The sequence below is a fragment of the Roseibium limicola genome (assembly GCF_017313085.1).
In the GTDB taxonomy this organism is placed as follows: Bacteria; Pseudomonadota; Alphaproteobacteria; order Rhizobiales; family Stappiaceae; genus Roseibium; species Roseibium limicola.
On the sequence record NZ_JAFLNF010000006.1, the window covers coordinates 121,914 to 135,690 of the forward strand.

At 57.7% G+C, this 13,777-nt stretch carries 14 protein-coding genes; 13 read left to right on the forward strand and 1 reads right to left on the reverse strand.

Annotated features, from left to right (window positions below):
• Window positions 1-5 precede the first annotated feature (5 nt).
• Window positions 6-809, forward strand: coding sequence for a bifunctional demethylmenaquinone methyltransferase/2-methoxy-6-polyprenyl-1,4-benzoquinol methylase UbiE (ubiE, locus tag J0X15_RS14255; RefSeq protein WP_206942085.1), 804 nt, complete (start codon window positions 6-8; stop codon window positions 807-809).
• A 3-nt stretch (window positions 810-812) separates the two neighbouring features.
• Window positions 813-2,396: a 2-polyprenylphenol 6-hydroxylase gene (ubiB, locus tag J0X15_RS14260; RefSeq protein WP_206942096.1), complete on the forward strand. Its 1,584-nt coding sequence runs from the start codon at window positions 813-815 to the stop codon at window positions 2,394-2,396.
• Window positions 2,397-2,419: 23 nt separating this feature from the next.
• Here the strand turns inward: ubiB and J0X15_RS14265 are convergent, their stop codons facing one another.
• Window positions 2,420-3,043, reverse strand: a complete 624-nt coding sequence (locus tag J0X15_RS14265; RefSeq protein ID WP_206942098.1) for an alpha-ketoglutarate-dependent dioxygenase AlkB family protein — start codon at window positions 3,041-3,043, stop codon at window positions 2,420-2,422.
• A gap of 244 nt (window positions 3,044-3,287) precedes the next feature.
• On the opposite strand from J0X15_RS14265, the gene dnaK reads away from it, so the two are divergent.
• From dnaK to rimI, 11 genes are all read left to right on the forward strand, one after another.
• A complete protein-coding gene (gene dnaK / locus J0X15_RS14270) occupies window positions 3,288-5,213 on the forward strand; it encodes a molecular chaperone DnaK (protein WP_206942108.1) in 1,926 nt (641 codons plus the stop codon).
• A 231-nt stretch (window positions 5,214-5,444) separates the two neighbouring features.
• The gene (dnaJ, locus tag J0X15_RS14275) at window positions 5,445-6,584 is read left to right on the forward strand and encodes a molecular chaperone DnaJ (RefSeq protein WP_206942110.1); all 1,140 of its coding nucleotides are present in this window, start codon (window positions 5,445-5,447) and stop codon (window positions 6,582-6,584) included.
• Window positions 6,585-6,685: 101 nt separating this feature from the next.
• Entirely contained in the window at window positions 6,686-7,324 is a 639-nt protein-coding gene (locus J0X15_RS14280) for a class I SAM-dependent methyltransferase (RefSeq protein WP_206942112.1), read from the forward strand.
• Window positions 7,325-7,407: 83 nt separating this feature from the next.
• Complete coding sequence (locus tag J0X15_RS14285) at window positions 7,408-7,995, forward strand: NADPH-dependent FMN reductase (protein WP_206942114.1); 588 nt, start codon at window positions 7,408-7,410, stop codon at window positions 7,993-7,995.
• A 113-nt stretch (window positions 7,996-8,108) separates the two neighbouring features.
• Entirely contained in the window at window positions 8,109-8,669 is a 561-nt protein-coding gene (gene hslV / locus J0X15_RS14290) for an ATP-dependent protease subunit HslV (RefSeq protein ID WP_206942116.1), read from the forward strand.
• Window positions 8,666-9,772 carry a hypothetical protein gene (locus J0X15_RS14295; protein WP_206942118.1) on the forward strand — a complete coding sequence of 369 codons (1,107 nt, stop codon included), beginning with the start codon at window positions 8,666-8,668 and terminating at the stop codon, window positions 9,770-9,772. Before hslV ends, J0X15_RS14295 begins: the two co-directional genes overlap by 4 nt.
• A gap of 41 nt (window positions 9,773-9,813) precedes the next feature.
• A complete protein-coding gene (hslU, locus tag J0X15_RS14300; RefSeq protein WP_206942120.1) occupies window positions 9,814-11,118 on the forward strand; it encodes an ATP-dependent protease ATPase subunit HslU in 1,305 nt (434 codons plus the stop codon).
• Between the two features lie 63 nt (window positions 11,119-11,181).
• Window positions 11,182-11,676: a universal stress protein gene (locus J0X15_RS14305; RefSeq protein WP_206942122.1), complete on the forward strand. Its 495-nt coding sequence runs from the start codon at window positions 11,182-11,184 to the stop codon at window positions 11,674-11,676.
• Window positions 11,677-11,879: 203 nt separating this feature from the next.
• Window positions 11,880-12,437 (forward strand): NifU family protein, encoded by a 558-nt coding sequence (locus tag J0X15_RS14310; RefSeq protein WP_206942124.1) that lies wholly within the window; start codon window positions 11,880-11,882, stop codon window positions 12,435-12,437.
• A 151-nt stretch (window positions 12,438-12,588) separates the two neighbouring features.
• Window positions 12,589-13,266, forward strand: a complete 678-nt coding sequence (gene tsaB, locus J0X15_RS14315; protein ID WP_206942133.1) for a tRNA (adenosine(37)-N6)-threonylcarbamoyltransferase complex dimerization subunit type 1 TsaB — start codon at window positions 12,589-12,591, stop codon at window positions 13,264-13,266.
• The gene (gene rimI / locus J0X15_RS14320) at window positions 13,263-13,751 is read left to right on the forward strand and encodes a ribosomal protein S18-alanine N-acetyltransferase (RefSeq protein WP_206942142.1); all 489 of its coding nucleotides are present in this window, start codon (window positions 13,263-13,265) and stop codon (window positions 13,749-13,751) included. Before tsaB ends, rimI begins: the two co-directional genes overlap by 4 nt.
• Window positions 13,752-13,777 lie beyond the last annotated feature (26 nt).

Below are 13,777 nucleotides of genomic sequence, written 5' to 3' on the forward strand. Positions count from 1 at the left end.
TGACCATGGCGCAAGACGCGGCTTCCGTCCGACCTTCATCTGGCCGCTCGCCTGATGACATGCCAACAAGCTTCGGCTTCTCCACCGTTGGGGAGGGCGAAAAGCAGGGGCTGGTCAACGACGTCTTCCATAAGGTTGCGGAACGCTACGACATCATGAACGACCTGATGTCGGGTGGGCTCCACCGGGTCTGGAAGGACGCCATGGTGTCCGTCCTCGCTCCGCCGAAAACCCCGGCCAGTGAGTGGACGCTGCTCGATGTGGCAGGCGGCACCGGCGATGTTGCGACCAAGGTGGTGCGGCGCTCCAATGAGAGCGTGAAGGCCGTTGTCTGCGACATCAATAACTCGATGCTGAATGTCGGTCAGGATCGTGCCACCAAGGCTGGCTTGTCCGAGTTGGTCCGTTTCTCCCAGGGTAATGCCGAGGATCTGCCTTTTCCCGACAAAAGCTTCGATGCCTACACAATCGCCTTCGGGATCCGCAATGTACCGGACATTCCCAAGGCCTTGCGTGAGGCCCATCGTGTCCTGAAGCGCGGCGGACGGTTTTTGTGCCTCGAATTTTCCGAGGTCGATGTGCCAATGCTCGACAAGGTCTATGATGCGTTTTCATTCAATGCCATCCCGGCGATGGGCAAGATGGTCACCGGTGACGGTGAGCCTTATCGCTATCTGGTGGAGAGCATCCGCAAGTTCCCGCATCAGGAACAATTCGCACGGATGATCCGTGAGGCGGGCTTCGAGCGCGTCACTTACCGCAATTATTCAGGTGGCATTGCCGCTTTGCATACGGGCTGGAAATACTGATCCATGGGGTTTGCCGTGACGCCGTTACTTCGTCTGGCTCGGGCGGGGTTCGTTATGGCCCGCGAGGGCGTGTTCGGTCTGGCCAACTTGCCGGATCTGCCGACTGGTCCACGACTGGCCATTCGGTTCGCCCGGCTGTTTGAACGCGGGTCTGTCAAATCCAAGAGTGCTGATCGACGCTTGTCTGACGCCTTGAACCGCTTGGGTCCCTCCTATGTGAAACTCGGCCAGTTTCTGGCAACGCGAGCGGACGTCGTGGGCAAGGAAGCGGCGAAGGAACTCTCTGCCCTTCAAGATCAATTGCCGGCGTTTGATCATCAGGCTGCTCGAAAGGTTGTCGAGGATCAGTTTGGGCAACCTATCGAGGCCCTTTATGCGGAGTTCGGTGAGTCCGTTGCGGCAGCGTCCATTGCGCAGGTTCATCCGGCCAAGGTGAGAGACAAGGACGGAACGCTGCGCGATGTGGCCGTCAAGGTACTGCGTCCCAATGTGCAGCGCCGCTTTCAGCGTGATCTTCAAAGTTTCTATATGGTGGCCCGACTGGTCGAGCGCTTCCATCCGCCATCCCGGCGTCTGCGCCCGGTCGCCATCGTTGATACGCTGGCGCAATCTGTCGCCATGGAGATGGATTTCCGCCTCGAAGCGGCAGCGCTGTCGGAAATGGGCGAGAACACCGTTGAGGATCCAGGCTTCCGGGTACCGGAAGTCGACTGGATAAGAACGGCGAAAAGCGTTCTGACCATGGAATGGATTGCCGGTCGCAAGCTGTCCGATGTCGAAGGCCTGAGCGAAGACGGGCATGATCTCGTCAAACTCGGGGATCTCGTCATCCAGAGCTTCCTCCGTCACACGCTAAGGGACGGTTTTTTCCATGCGGATATGCACCAGGGTAACCTGTTTGCCGAAACTGACGGTACTTTGGTCGCGGTTGATTTCGGAATAACCGGACGTCTGAGCCCGCGCGAGCGGCGGTTCCTGGCAGAAATTCTGTTCGGCTTCATCACTCGCAACTATCGTCGCGTCGCCGAAGTGCATTTCGAAGCAGGCTATGTGCCCGCTCATCAGGATGTTGACATGTTCGCGCAGGCCATCCGCGCCATCGGAGAGCCGATCCACGGCCATGATGCCAGCGAAATTTCCATGGCCAGGCTGCTGACCCAGCTGTTCGAAGTCACCGAGATCTTCGAGATGCGGACCCAGACCCAGCTGATTATGTTGCAGAAGACGATGGTTGTGGTGGAAGGTGTCGCGCGGACGCTGAACCCGCATCTGGACATGTGGAAGACTGCAGAGCCGGTTGTCGGCGACTGGATCAAGGACAACCTGGGTCCGGTTGGAAAGATGCGGGATGCAGGAAGTGCGCTTGGCTCCATGTTGCGGATCGCCAATGACCTGCCAATTTTCGCCGACCGCATTGGGCGAATGTCGGCGGAAATGGAGTCCATGGTCCAAAAGGGCCTGCGGTTTGACATCGACACGGCGAAGGAAATCGCACGCGAGCAGTCACGTCTCGCCAGATCCGGGCGAATTGCTCTCTGGATTTTGGCACTGTCGTTTGCCGCAATCGCGATAAAATATGTTCTGTAATGCAGTGATTGCGGGCCTGAAGCCTAGCACTTCGTCACCCGCCTTAAAGTCAGGTTGATCCGTCCACCGTTTTTCAGGAGCGTGGACGAGCCGGAAAAAATCCGGTCGATGCCGTGATAGGCGAGGCGTGCCGCGCCGCCGAGCACGACGACATCGCCCGACGCGAGGCGAAAGGACGATGTCTTGCCGCCGCGCGTTGTTCCTCCGACGCGAAAAGTCGCGGTGTCTCCCAGCGAGACGGAGACAACCGGTGCGTCGAAGGTTTCCTCATCCTTGTCCTGATGGAGCCCCATCTTTGCGTTGGTCTCATAGAAATTGATCAGGCACGCTTCCGTCTCAGGTGCCTCGGGCGCTACATCGTGCCATAGATCCATCAATGCTTTTGGCATGGCGGGCCAAGGGGTGCCGGTCTCCGGATGGATTGCTTGGTAGCGATATCCCTTGATGTCGGAGACCCAACCCAGCGGGCCACAGTTGCTCATTCTGACGGAAAACGCTTTGCCCGTGCGCGGCATCACGGGGCGGAACAGTGGCGCGTCTTTCAGGATGCCTCGGAGCGCCTCAACCAGCTCAGACTGAGCTGCCTTGTCGAAATATCCGGGCAGTATCTTTAGGCCGTTCGGGATGGGAGAGTTGCCGTCGGTCAAGACCAGAGCTCCATGGGTTTCGAATTCTCAAGTGGACCCTTCCGCCTGGTAACGAGTTGGAAACCAAACCGGGTAATCAAGGAAGTGGCTGCAAACCTGTCTTGCAGCGGCAGGATCATCCACCTATATAGCGATCAACGCGCTCGTCGCGACGTTTGAGCCGTTGGTTTGAACATTTCATGAAGAGGAGCCGGAAGGATGCCATCAAGGGTCGTTCCGGTTTGCTAGCTAAGAGAGGCTTAAAATGGCAAAGGTCATTGGTATCGACCTCGGCACGACCAATTCGTGCGTCGCCGTCATGGACGGTAAAGATTCCAAGGTAATCGAAAACGCGGAAGGTGCTCGCACCACGCCGTCAATGGTGGCGTTTTCCGACGATGGCGAACGCCTCGTTGGTCAGCCGGCCAAACGCCAGGCTGTCACCAACCCGACCAACACCCTGTTCGCCGTCAAGCGCCTGATTGGTCGCCGGTACGACGACCCGACTGTCGCCAAAGACAAGAAGCTCGTTCCCTTCGAGATCGTCAAGGCCGACAATGGGGATGCATGGGTTGAGTCCAGCGGTGAAAAATATTCTCCGTCCCAGGTGTCTGCCTTTATTCTGCAGAAGATGAAGGAGACCGCTGAGAGTTATCTCGGCGAGACAGTGACCCAGGCGGTTATCACCGTTCCGGCCTACTTCAACGATGCTCAGCGTCAGGCAACCAAGGATGCAGGCAAGATCGCCGGCCTTGAAGTCTTGCGTATTATCAATGAGCCGACCGCAGCTGCTCTGGCTTACGGTCTGGACAAAAACGATGGCAAGACCATCGCTGTCTATGACCTTGGTGGCGGTACGTTCGATGTGTCCGTTCTGGAAATCGGCGATGGTGTCTTCGAAGTGAAGTCCACCAACGGCGATACATTCCTGGGCGGTGAAGATTTCGACATGGTTCTTGTCGATTATCTTGCCAAGGAATTCAAAAAAGATCAGGGCATCGATCTGACGAAAGACAAGCTTGCCTTGCAGCGCCTGAAGGAAGGCGCGGAAAAAGCCAAGATCGAACTGTCTTCGTCTTCCCAGACCGAAATTAACCTGCCGTTCATCACGGCGGACGCCTCTGGTCCGAAGCACCTGACACTGAAGCTGACCCGCGCCAAGTTTGAATCCCTCGTGGATGATCTCGTCAAGCGCACCATCGAGCCGATGAAGGCTGCTTTGAAAGATGCCGGCCTTGTTGCTGGTCAGATTGATGAGGTTGTACTGGTCGGTGGCATGACGCGCATGCCCAAGATCCAGGAAACCGTGAAGAACTTCTTCGGCAAGGAGCCTCACAAGGGCGTGAACCCGGACGAAGTGGTCGCCATGGGTGCCGCCATTCAGGCTGGCGTTCTGCAGGGCGACGTCAAGGACGTATTGCTGCTTGACGTGACCCCGCTGTCTCTCGGCATCGAAACTCTTGGTGGTGTCTTCACCCGTCTGATCGACCGCAACACGACGATCCCAACCAAAAAGGGTCAGGTATTCTCGACAGCGGAAGACAATCAGACGGCTGTGACCATCAACGTGTTCCAGGGCGAGCGCGAGATGGCAGCGGACAACAAGTCTCTTGGCCGTTTCGATCTGACCGGGCTGCCGCCCGCACCGCGTGGCGTTCCGCAGATCGAAGTGACCTTCGACATTGATGCCAACGGCATCGTTAATGTCTCCGCGAAGGACAAGGGCACTGGCAAGGAACAGCAGATCCGCATTCAGGCGTCTGGTGGTCTGTCCGACGCTGACATCGAGCAGATGGTCAAGGATGCGGAAGCCAATGCCGAATCCGACAAGACCCGCAAGGAGCTCGTGGAAGCCAAGAACCAGGGTGAGTCTTTGGTCCACTCCACCGAAAAGTCCTTGAAGGACTTTGGTGATAAGGTGTCTGCCGATGAAAAGGGCGCAATCGAGACTGCTCTCGAAAGCCTGAAGTCTGCGCTGGAAGGCGAAGACCTGGAAGACATCAAGACCAAGACGCAGACCTTGATGGAAGCTTCCATGAAGCTGGGCGAAGCCATGTATCAGGCGGCTCAGGCTGAAGCTGAAGCTGATGAAGGTGCCGATGAAGGCACTGCTGAAGGCACGGCGCAGGAAGACGATGTCGTCGACGCTGACTTCGAAGAAGTCAAAGACGACGACAAGAAGTCCGCCTAACATCAGTTGAATGAGACCCGGCCTTGCATCCTTTCAAGGGTGTGAGGCCGGATCGTTCCGACCGCGGCATCTCCTGCCCCGTTTCTTTCTGGTGTATTGGCTGACGTTGAGCTGCATGGCTCAGGAGCACTCCCACCAGATCAAGTGCAGGGCACGACATGGAGCGGTTGTCATACCGGACAGACCGCAAGTTTCCTTTCGATCTCCGGTACCCAAGACGAGTAACCGAGAATGTCCAAGCCTGATTTCTACGAAGTTCTGGGCGTCGCCCGCGACGCGGATGAGAAGATGCTGAAAAGCGCCTATCGAAAGATGGCGATGAAGTATCACCCGGACCGCAATCCGGGGGACGCCGCTGCGGAAGCCAGCTTCAAGGAAGCCAACGAAGCCTACGACACTCTGAAGGATCCGCAAAAGCGGGCTGCCTATGACCGCTTTGGTCACGCTGCTTTTGAAAATGGCGGTTTCGGCGGTGGTGGCGGCGGCCAGCATGGCCCTGACTTCTCATCCACAATGTCGGACATTTTCGAGGAGTTCTTCGGAATGGGCGGCGGTGGCGGCGGGCGCCGCTCGGGTGGCCGTGAGCGCGGCGCGGATTTGCGCTACAATCTCGATATCTCGTTGGAAGAAGCCTACGACGGAAAGACCGTCGAAATCGAGGTGCCCACCAGCATCACCTGTGAACTCTGCAGCGGCTCCGGCGCAAAGCCGGGAACCAGCCCGACCACCTGCCGCACCTGTGGCGGAGCAGGTCGTGTGCGGGCGGCGCAGGGCTTCTTCACTCTAGAGCGTGCTTGCCCTACATGTCAGGGCAAGGGACAGGTCATCTCTGACCCATGCGACAGATGCGGTGGAGGGGGTCGGGTAACCCAGGAACGCACGCTTTCCGTCAACATCCCTGCCGGCATCGAAGACGGAACACGCATCCGTCTTGCTGGCGAGGGAGAAGCAGGCTTGCGCGGCGGGCCTTCGGGGGATCTCTATATTTTCCTCTCACTGAAACCGCATAGCCTGTTTCAACGCGACGGTGCCGACCTTTACTGCCGTGTTCCGATTTCGATGACGACGGCGACACTCGGCGGCGCCTTTGACGTGCCGATCCTGGATGGCGCGACCAGTCGTGTCAAAGTGCCGGAGGGCACCCAGACCGGCAAGCAGTTCCGCCTCCGTGGCAAAGGCATGCCGGTCATGCGCTCGACCCAGCATGGCGATATGTATGTGCAGGTAACAGTCGAAACACCGACAAATTTGAGCAAAAGACAGCGCGAAATTCTGGCTGAGTTTGACCAGGAAGGCAGCGGTGGAAACCACCCGGAATCGGAAGGTTTCTTCTCAAAGCTGAAAGACTTTATAGCCAGTCACGGCAGCTAGGACATATGCAAGCCTGAGACAGTCTGAAGTCTGATCTTTGCATAGGCGCCCTTGTTATCCGGATTGGTCTCTCCTTATTGAAGAGGGAGAGGACGATAAGGATGAAGCATATTCGGGACCCGGGCATCAAAACGTGTAAAGCAGAACGCATTTCTGCCGTCCGCGCCAAGGCGGTGGATGAACTGAGGTTCCTGCGCACCTGGCTGGAGAGCCCGCTCAAGACCGGGGCGGTCAGTCCCTCAGGACCTGAGCTGGCCGCCTGTATGGCGTCTTACCTCTCCCCAGAGCCGGGCAAGCGGGTCGTCGAATTGGGCCCCGGGACGGGAGCCGTTACGGCTGCCATTCTGCAACGCGGTGTCGCCCCGGCCGATTTGAAGTTGGTCGAATTCTGTCCGGAATTCTGCGATCTCCTGCAGAAGCGGTTTCCAGGCGTCGGCATCCGGCGTGGCGATGCCTATGATCTTCAGGGCGTCATGGCGCAAGAGGGCATTCTACCCCTCGGCCTCAATGGCATTGTTTCCAGTTTACCCATGCTCAATCGACCGGAAGAGGCGCGTCTGGAACTTCTGAAATCGGCGTTGGAGTTCCTTGCTCCCGGTGCGCCCTTCATCCAGTTTTCCTATGGTCTCGCCCCACCCATACGAATGTTGCCGAAAGGCGTGACGATGAGCACGTCGGGCTGGATCTGGCGAAACTTTCCGCCTGCGAGGGTCTTCGTTTACCGCCGGACAGTTTCCTGAGAAATGAGCAACGGCCCAGTTGGTTCTGGTTCGGTTGGGTCGGTATGCTGGCGCCAGTTCGTCTTGTCAGATTGTGAGGTTTCATGCGTCAGCCGAAGGTACTTCTGTTTTCGGGCTCCACTCGATCGGGATCCTACAACGCCAGTCTGGCTGCGCTCGCGGCCAAAAAACTGGCTCTGGCCGATGCGAAAGTCACCCGCATTTCCCTGAAGGAATACCCACTTCCCCTTTACGATGGGGATCTGGAGAAAGACAAAGGAGCGCCTGATAACGCGGTGAAGCTGAAGAAGCTGTTCCTGGCTCAGGATGCGATATTCATCGCTTGCCCCGAGTATAATGCCGGCATTACCCCTTTGCTGAAGAACACACTCGATTGGATCAGCCGTGCGACAACGTCGGATGGGCCGGGTGTGCTGGCGTTCAAACAGCCTATATTTTCGCTGGGGGCAGCTTCTCCAGGCGCTTTCGGTGGCATGCGCGGGCTGATTGGTATCCGAACCATTCTGGAGGTTGGCCTCGGAGCTCACGTGCTGCCGCAGATGGTCAGCGTCTCAAATGCTGGTCAGGCGTTCGATGAAAAAGGCGAATTGGTCAATGAGCGCTCCGCTGAGCAGCTTCAAAAAACTATGGATGCTCTGATGAACTTTGCCAGAATGCGGATTGTCGGTTGAGACTGCCGGTCTCGTCGGCCTTCGGCTTGGAATTGGCGATGGGGCGGCTTACATAAGTCTCGAAACGGAGTGGCTTTCTGTCCATTCCCATTATCTTCGCGAGAGAGGTTTTCATGAGCGACACCCATGCACCCGTTAGCTGGCACGGCACGACGATCCTGACGATCCGCAAGGGCGGAAAGGTGGTTGTCGCCGGTGATGGCCAGGTGTCGCTGGGCGATACCGTGATCAAGAGCACCGCCCGTAAGGTCCGGCCGCTTGGGCAAGGCGATGTGATTGCTGGATTTGCCGGAGCCACGGCAGATGCCTTCACGCTGTTTGAACGCCTGGAGGCCAAGCTTGAGCAATACCCTGGCCAGTTGATGCGAGCCTGTGTCGAACTGGCGAAGGACTGGCGAACCGATCGTTATCTGCGTCGACTCGAAGCAATGATGATCGTCGCCGACAAGGATGTGTCGCTGGTGCTCACCGGCAATGGCGACGTGCTTGAGCCGGAGGGCGGGGTCATGGGTATCGGTTCTGGCGGCAATTATGCACTGGCGGCAGCGCGCGCTCTGGTCGATACCGAGGCGGACGCCGAAACGGTCGCGCGCAAGGCCATGGCGATTGCAGCCGACATCTGTGTCTACACAAATGGTAATGTCCTGGTCGAAACTCTGGAGAGCAGCGCGTGACGACCACGACGACGTCGGATGGGGTACCAGATCCGCAAGCGCTGTCGCCGGATCGGCTGGCCGCTGCTGTTGAGGCCGGAATCCTGAGTGAACATCAGGCCGATCAACTGACAGAGTTCTGGGTGATGCCTCAGGGGAGCGGAGCCTCCGGACTGACCCATGCCGACCGGGAAGAAGTGCGCTTTGTGCGCGGATTTCATGACATCTTCATCAGCATCGGGCTGGTGGTTTTGATGTTTGGTCTGGTCTTCGGCCTGCATGGATGGGTGGACGACTGGCTGGTTGCCGGCATTTCTGCAGTCGTGATCTGGGGGCTGGCGGAACTCTTTGCGCGGCGGAAACGCCTGGCACTTCCCTCCTTTCTGCTCAGCATTGCCTTCACGCCCTTCTTTTTTATCGCTTGCGTTGGTTGGTTTCTCGAGGGCGATATGCCGTCCTTGGACTCGAACAAGTGGCTTCCAGCCGGCGATTTGTTGGACGTGATTCCGGCAACCGTTCTGGTAATCATCGGAGCCGTTCTGTTTTACCTGCGCTTTCGGGTGCCCGTTGGGGTGGCGTCCATCAGTGCCGGATGTCTCTTTCTCGGGGCGCTTCTGTTTGATCTGGCTGTTCCAGGTATCATCGAAAGCAATCTGGCTGCGTTTTTCCTGGTTGTCGGCCTGTCAATTTTCGCGCTGGCGATGGGGTTCGATAGTCGGGATCCGAAGCGGGTCACGTTGAACTCGGACAAGGCTTTCTGGCTGCATTTGATGGCGTCACCGCTGATCGTGCACTCTATCCTGTCGATGGTCAGCGAAGCGTCAGGAACGGAATCCACCAGTTACTCCACAGTGGTTATCGCCTTGTTTCTGATCCTCGCAACAGTTGCCCTCATCGTCGACCGCCGGGCCTTGCTTGTGTCCGCCATGAGTTACCTCGGGTTTGCCATCGGGTATCTGATCATTCAGGCTGATGTCTCCGAGGAAACCGCGATTGCGGTGACCATGCTCGTGCTGGGGTGTTTCATCCTGCTGATTGGCTCTGCATGGCAGGTCCTGCGCCGTGGTTTGCTGAAGCCTTTTGCTGACACACCCTTGCTGCGCTTTGTCCCCGCACCCAACTAGACCTGTACGTCAAACTGTTATGTCCGAGTGAAAGACCTTAAATGACCGACTTTTCGCCCCGCGAAATCGTATCCGAACTCGATCGTTTCATCGTTGGCCAGAATGACGCCAAGCGCGCCGTCGCCATTGCCTTGCGCAATCGCTGGCGCCGGCAAAAACTGGAAGGCCCGATGCGCGAGGAAGTTCTGCCGAAGAACATCCTGATGATTGGCCCGACCGGTGTCGGCAAGACGGAAATCGCCCGCCGATTAGCCAGACTGGCGAATGCGCCCTTTTCCAAGGTCGAGGCGACCAAATTCACGGAAGTCGGCTACGTTGGCCGCGACGTGGAACAGATCATTCGTGATCTGGTCGAATCCGGCATCTCCATGGTGCGCACCCAGCAACGCGATGAGGTGAAGGCCAAGGCTCATCTGCAAGCCGAGGAACGTGTTCTTGATGCGCTGGTGGGGAAAAACGCCAGCCCCGCGACCCGCGACAGCTTTCGCAAGAAGCTGCGCGAGGGCGATATGGATGAGAAGGAAATCGAGATCGAAGTTCGCGCTCAGGCGCAGATGCCGAGTTTCGACATGCCGGGAATGCCGGGTGGCAGCGTCGGCGTGATGAATGTCTCCGACCTTCTTGGCAAGGCCTTCGGTGGCCAGACCAAGACCAAGAGGGTCAAGGTGAGCGAGTCCTATGGCCTATTGATCGAGGAAGAATCCGACAAGCTTCTCGACGAGGAGAAAATCACTCAGGAAGCCATCTCACGTGTTGAGAATGCCGGGATCGTTTTCCTTGATGAAATCGACAAGATTTGTGCTCGCGAAGGGCGTAGTGGTGGCGACGTCTCGCGAGAAGGCGTTCAGCGCGACCTGTTGCCTTTGATCGAAGGCACTGTGGTCTCCACCAAGCACGGTCCGGTCAAGACCGACCACATCCTGTTCATCGCGTCTGGTGCTTTCCACGTTGCCAAGCCATCTGACTTGCTGCCTGAACTGCAGGGACGGTTGCCGATCCGTGTCGAACTGAAGGCCCTGACCCGCGATGATTTCAAGGCGATCCTCACGGAGCCGGAAGCCAGTCTCATCAAGCAGTATGTCGCCCTGATGAAAACCGAGCAGGTCGATTTGATCTTCACCGATGATGCCATTGAAGAAATTGCCTCGGTGGCGGTCGATCTCAATTCCACGGTGGAGAATATCGGCGCGCGCAGGCTGCAGACGGTGATGGAGCGGATTCTCGACGAGATCTCGTTCGTGGCGCCGGATCAGCCAGGAGAAGTCGTGACCATCGATGCGGAATATGTTCGCTCGAACGTCGGGGAATTGGCGAAGAACGTGGATCTCTCCCGCTTCATTCTCTAGTCTTCGAACCACCCTTTACCTGCGGCTGGTCACCCGCCGCTGAATTCAAGGCAGAGTGCACTCATGGTAGCGATCAGAAAAAGCAACGAGGAAGGCCATCGCCGCAAATTCCTGGTTATCGTTGATGATACGCCGGAATGCGATCGGGCAATTGTTTACGCCGCCAAACGTGCCGCGCGTACGGGCGGCGTTCTGCTCCTGCTGTATGTGATTGCCCAAGGTGATTTTCAACATTGGCTCGGCGTCGAAGAGATCATGCGCGCCGAGGCGAAGGAAAAGGCCGATCAAACCTTGGCAAAAGCCGCCGACCGTGGGCGGTCCGTCGCCCGAACCGAGCCGGAGTGCATCGTGGGAGAGGGCAATACCTCCGAAGTCATTCTCGACATCATCGACTCGGATCCGGACGTTGCTATTCTGGTTCTGGCTGCGGGGCTCAGCAATGAGGGCCCAGGCCCTCTAGTGGCGTCCATCGCAGGCAAGTCGTCCGGAAACTTTCCGATCCCGGTGACGATCGTTCCAGGAAATCTGGATGATGAATCCATCGCGGCACTTGCCTGAAGGGCACTTCGAAGTTTGTGTCGCGGGCAGACCGATAAGATCAGAAGTCTTGTAACCCTTTCCTTCTCGGTCCGGACTTCCCATATATTGAGAATGTAAAGATTGAGGGCGGTGGTTTAAAAAAACCCAGTCCTGAGCTACATCTATCGCCAAGCGACGATGAAAGGCGCGAAGCAGCGCCGTAAGCAACGAAAGATCGACCCATGTTTATTCAGACAGAGGCGACGCCGAATCCGGCGACCCTGAAGTTCCTGCCAGGCCGGGTTGTGCTGCCGGAAGGCACTTATGATTTCCGCTCCGCATCGGAAGCTGGCGCTTCGCCGCTTGCCGAAAAGTTGTTCACCATTCCAGGTGTGGTTGCGATTTTCTACGGCCATGACTTCATCACGGTGACCAAGGACGATACCGACTGGCAGCACATGAAGCCGGCTATCCTTGGCGCGGTCATGGAGCAATTCATGTCCGGTCAGCCTGTCATGGCGACATCGCAGGCCGAAGACATCGAGGAGGGCGAGTTCTTTGACGAAGGTGATGCGGAAACAGTCACTGTGATCAAGGACCTGATCGAGACGCGCGTGCGCCCTGCCGTTGCCCAGGATGGTGGTGACATCACCTTCAAGGGGTTCAAGGAAGGCGTGGTCTATCTGTCCATGCGCGGCGCCTGTGCCGGTTGCCCGTCGTCGACAGCGACCTTGCAGCACGGCATTCAGAACCTGTTGCGTCACTTCGTACCAGAGGTTGAAGAAGTTCGCCCGATCTGATCGCAGCGTTGCTCGGAAACCAATAAAAAAGCCCGGCTCTGTCCGGGCTTTTTTATTGCCATAGTGTCTGCGCGGCAGAGCAGGTTGAACTTCGGGGTAAGTCCAAAGCTTATCTCGACAGAAATGAAAAGGCCGGGTAATTCCCTAAGCCATGCGAATTCTGGCAATTGATACAGCTTTGGTGAATTGCGCCGTCGCCGTCTGGGACAGCGACGGCGTTGGCGTGCCTCCGGTTCTCTTCTGCGAGACCATTGGACGAGGACATGCGGAACGTCTGACCGGCATGCTGGGGGAGGCCATGGCAGAAGCCTCCTGTGCCTTCTCCGACCTTGACCGCATTGCTGTCACGACCGGTCCGGGCAGTTTTACCGGGATGCGTGTCGGCTTGTCGGTGGCGCGCGGTTTCGGATTGGTTCTCGGCAAGCCTGTGGTCGGCATCACGACTCTGGCGGCGATGGCAAAGCCGTTTCTGGGTGAGGTGCAGACCCATCCGGTTTTCGTCTCGATGGAAGGTAAGGGCGAGGAAATCTATTGCCAGTTGTTTGGTGCTGAGGGAGTGCCCAGGAGCCCGGCAGAAGTTCGTCGCCTGTCGGAGCTGTCTGAAACGCTGCCGCCCGAGACCCGCTTTGTGGGAGCTTCTTCGAGGCGGGTTGTGGAAGCCGTCGGCGCATCAACGGACAGGATCTTGAGTGAGGCTGCTTGCCCGGATGTGGCTGATGTTGCGCGCCTGGGCGTTCTGGCTGACCCAAAGCAGGCGAGGCCTGTACCGCTTTATTTGCGCCCGCCTGACGCTGCGCCGCAGAAAAAGGGAAAGATCGCCCGCCTATGATTTTCTCCCGCCCCAAATCAGTGCCTTTTCAAGTCGAAGCAGCGCTATCTGAGGACCTGGCGGTTCTCTCTGACATCCATGCCAAGTCGTTTGCGCATGCATGGAACGGCGATGAGCTGCACCGCATGATGCAGGAAAGCGGCGCACTGATGCTGGTTGCACGCTCGCCCGGCCAGGATCGTTCGGCCAGTCTGCGAGGATTTGTGCTGATCCGCACAGTTGCAGGCGAGGCAGAAGTGTTGACCCTGGCCGTCCATCCAGAGCATCGTGGCAGAGGATTGGCGAGAGCCCTGATGCAGCATGCTCTTTTTCAGCTGTATTCGGATCGCTGCGACTGCCTCTTTTTGGAGGTTGATGCCGCAAATGCGCCGGCACTGCACCTTTACAAGGCGCTTGGTTTCCGCAAAGTGGGGGAACGGAAGAGCTACTACAGCTCCGGTGATGGCGATGGAACGGCGCTTGTCATGCGGGTTGATCTTCGCTAATCGCACGGTGACTGCACGCGACAACG

Excerpts from the sequence above, each read along its gene's own strand:
- ubiE (WP_206942085.1), top strand. The coding sequence starts at position 6 with ATGGCGCAAGACGCGGCTTCCGTCCGACCTTCATCTGGCCGCTCGCCT.
- ubiB (WP_206942096.1), top strand. The coding sequence starts at position 813 with ATGGGGTTTGCCGTGACGCCGTTACTTCGTCTGGCTCGGGCGGGGTTC.
- dnaK (WP_206942108.1), top strand. The coding sequence starts at position 3,288 with ATGGCAAAGGTCATTGGTATCGACCTCGGCACGACCAATTCGTGCGTC.
- dnaJ (WP_206942110.1), top strand. The coding sequence starts at position 5,445 with ATGTCCAAGCCTGATTTCTACGAAGTTCTGGGCGTCGCCCGCGACGCG.
- J0X15_RS14280 (WP_206942112.1), top strand. The coding sequence starts at position 6,686 with ATGAAGCATATTCGGGACCCGGGCATCAAAACGTGTAAAGCAGAACGC.
- J0X15_RS14285 (WP_206942114.1), top strand. The coding sequence starts at position 7,408 with ATGCGTCAGCCGAAGGTACTTCTGTTTTCGGGCTCCACTCGATCGGGA.
- hslV (WP_206942116.1), top strand. The coding sequence starts at position 8,109 with ATGAGCGACACCCATGCACCCGTTAGCTGGCACGGCACGACGATCCTG.
- hslU (WP_206942120.1), top strand. The coding sequence starts at position 9,814 with ATGACCGACTTTTCGCCCCGCGAAATCGTATCCGAACTCGATCGTTTC.
- J0X15_RS14305 (WP_206942122.1), top strand. The coding sequence starts at position 11,182 with ATGGTAGCGATCAGAAAAAGCAACGAGGAAGGCCATCGCCGCAAATTC.
- J0X15_RS14310 (WP_206942124.1), top strand. The coding sequence starts at position 11,880 with ATGTTTATTCAGACAGAGGCGACGCCGAATCCGGCGACCCTGAAGTTC.
- tsaB (WP_206942133.1), top strand. The coding sequence starts at position 12,589 with ATGCGAATTCTGGCAATTGATACAGCTTTGGTGAATTGCGCCGTCGCC.
- rimI (WP_206942142.1), top strand. The coding sequence starts at position 13,263 with ATGATTTTCTCCCGCCCCAAATCAGTGCCTTTTCAAGTCGAAGCAGCG.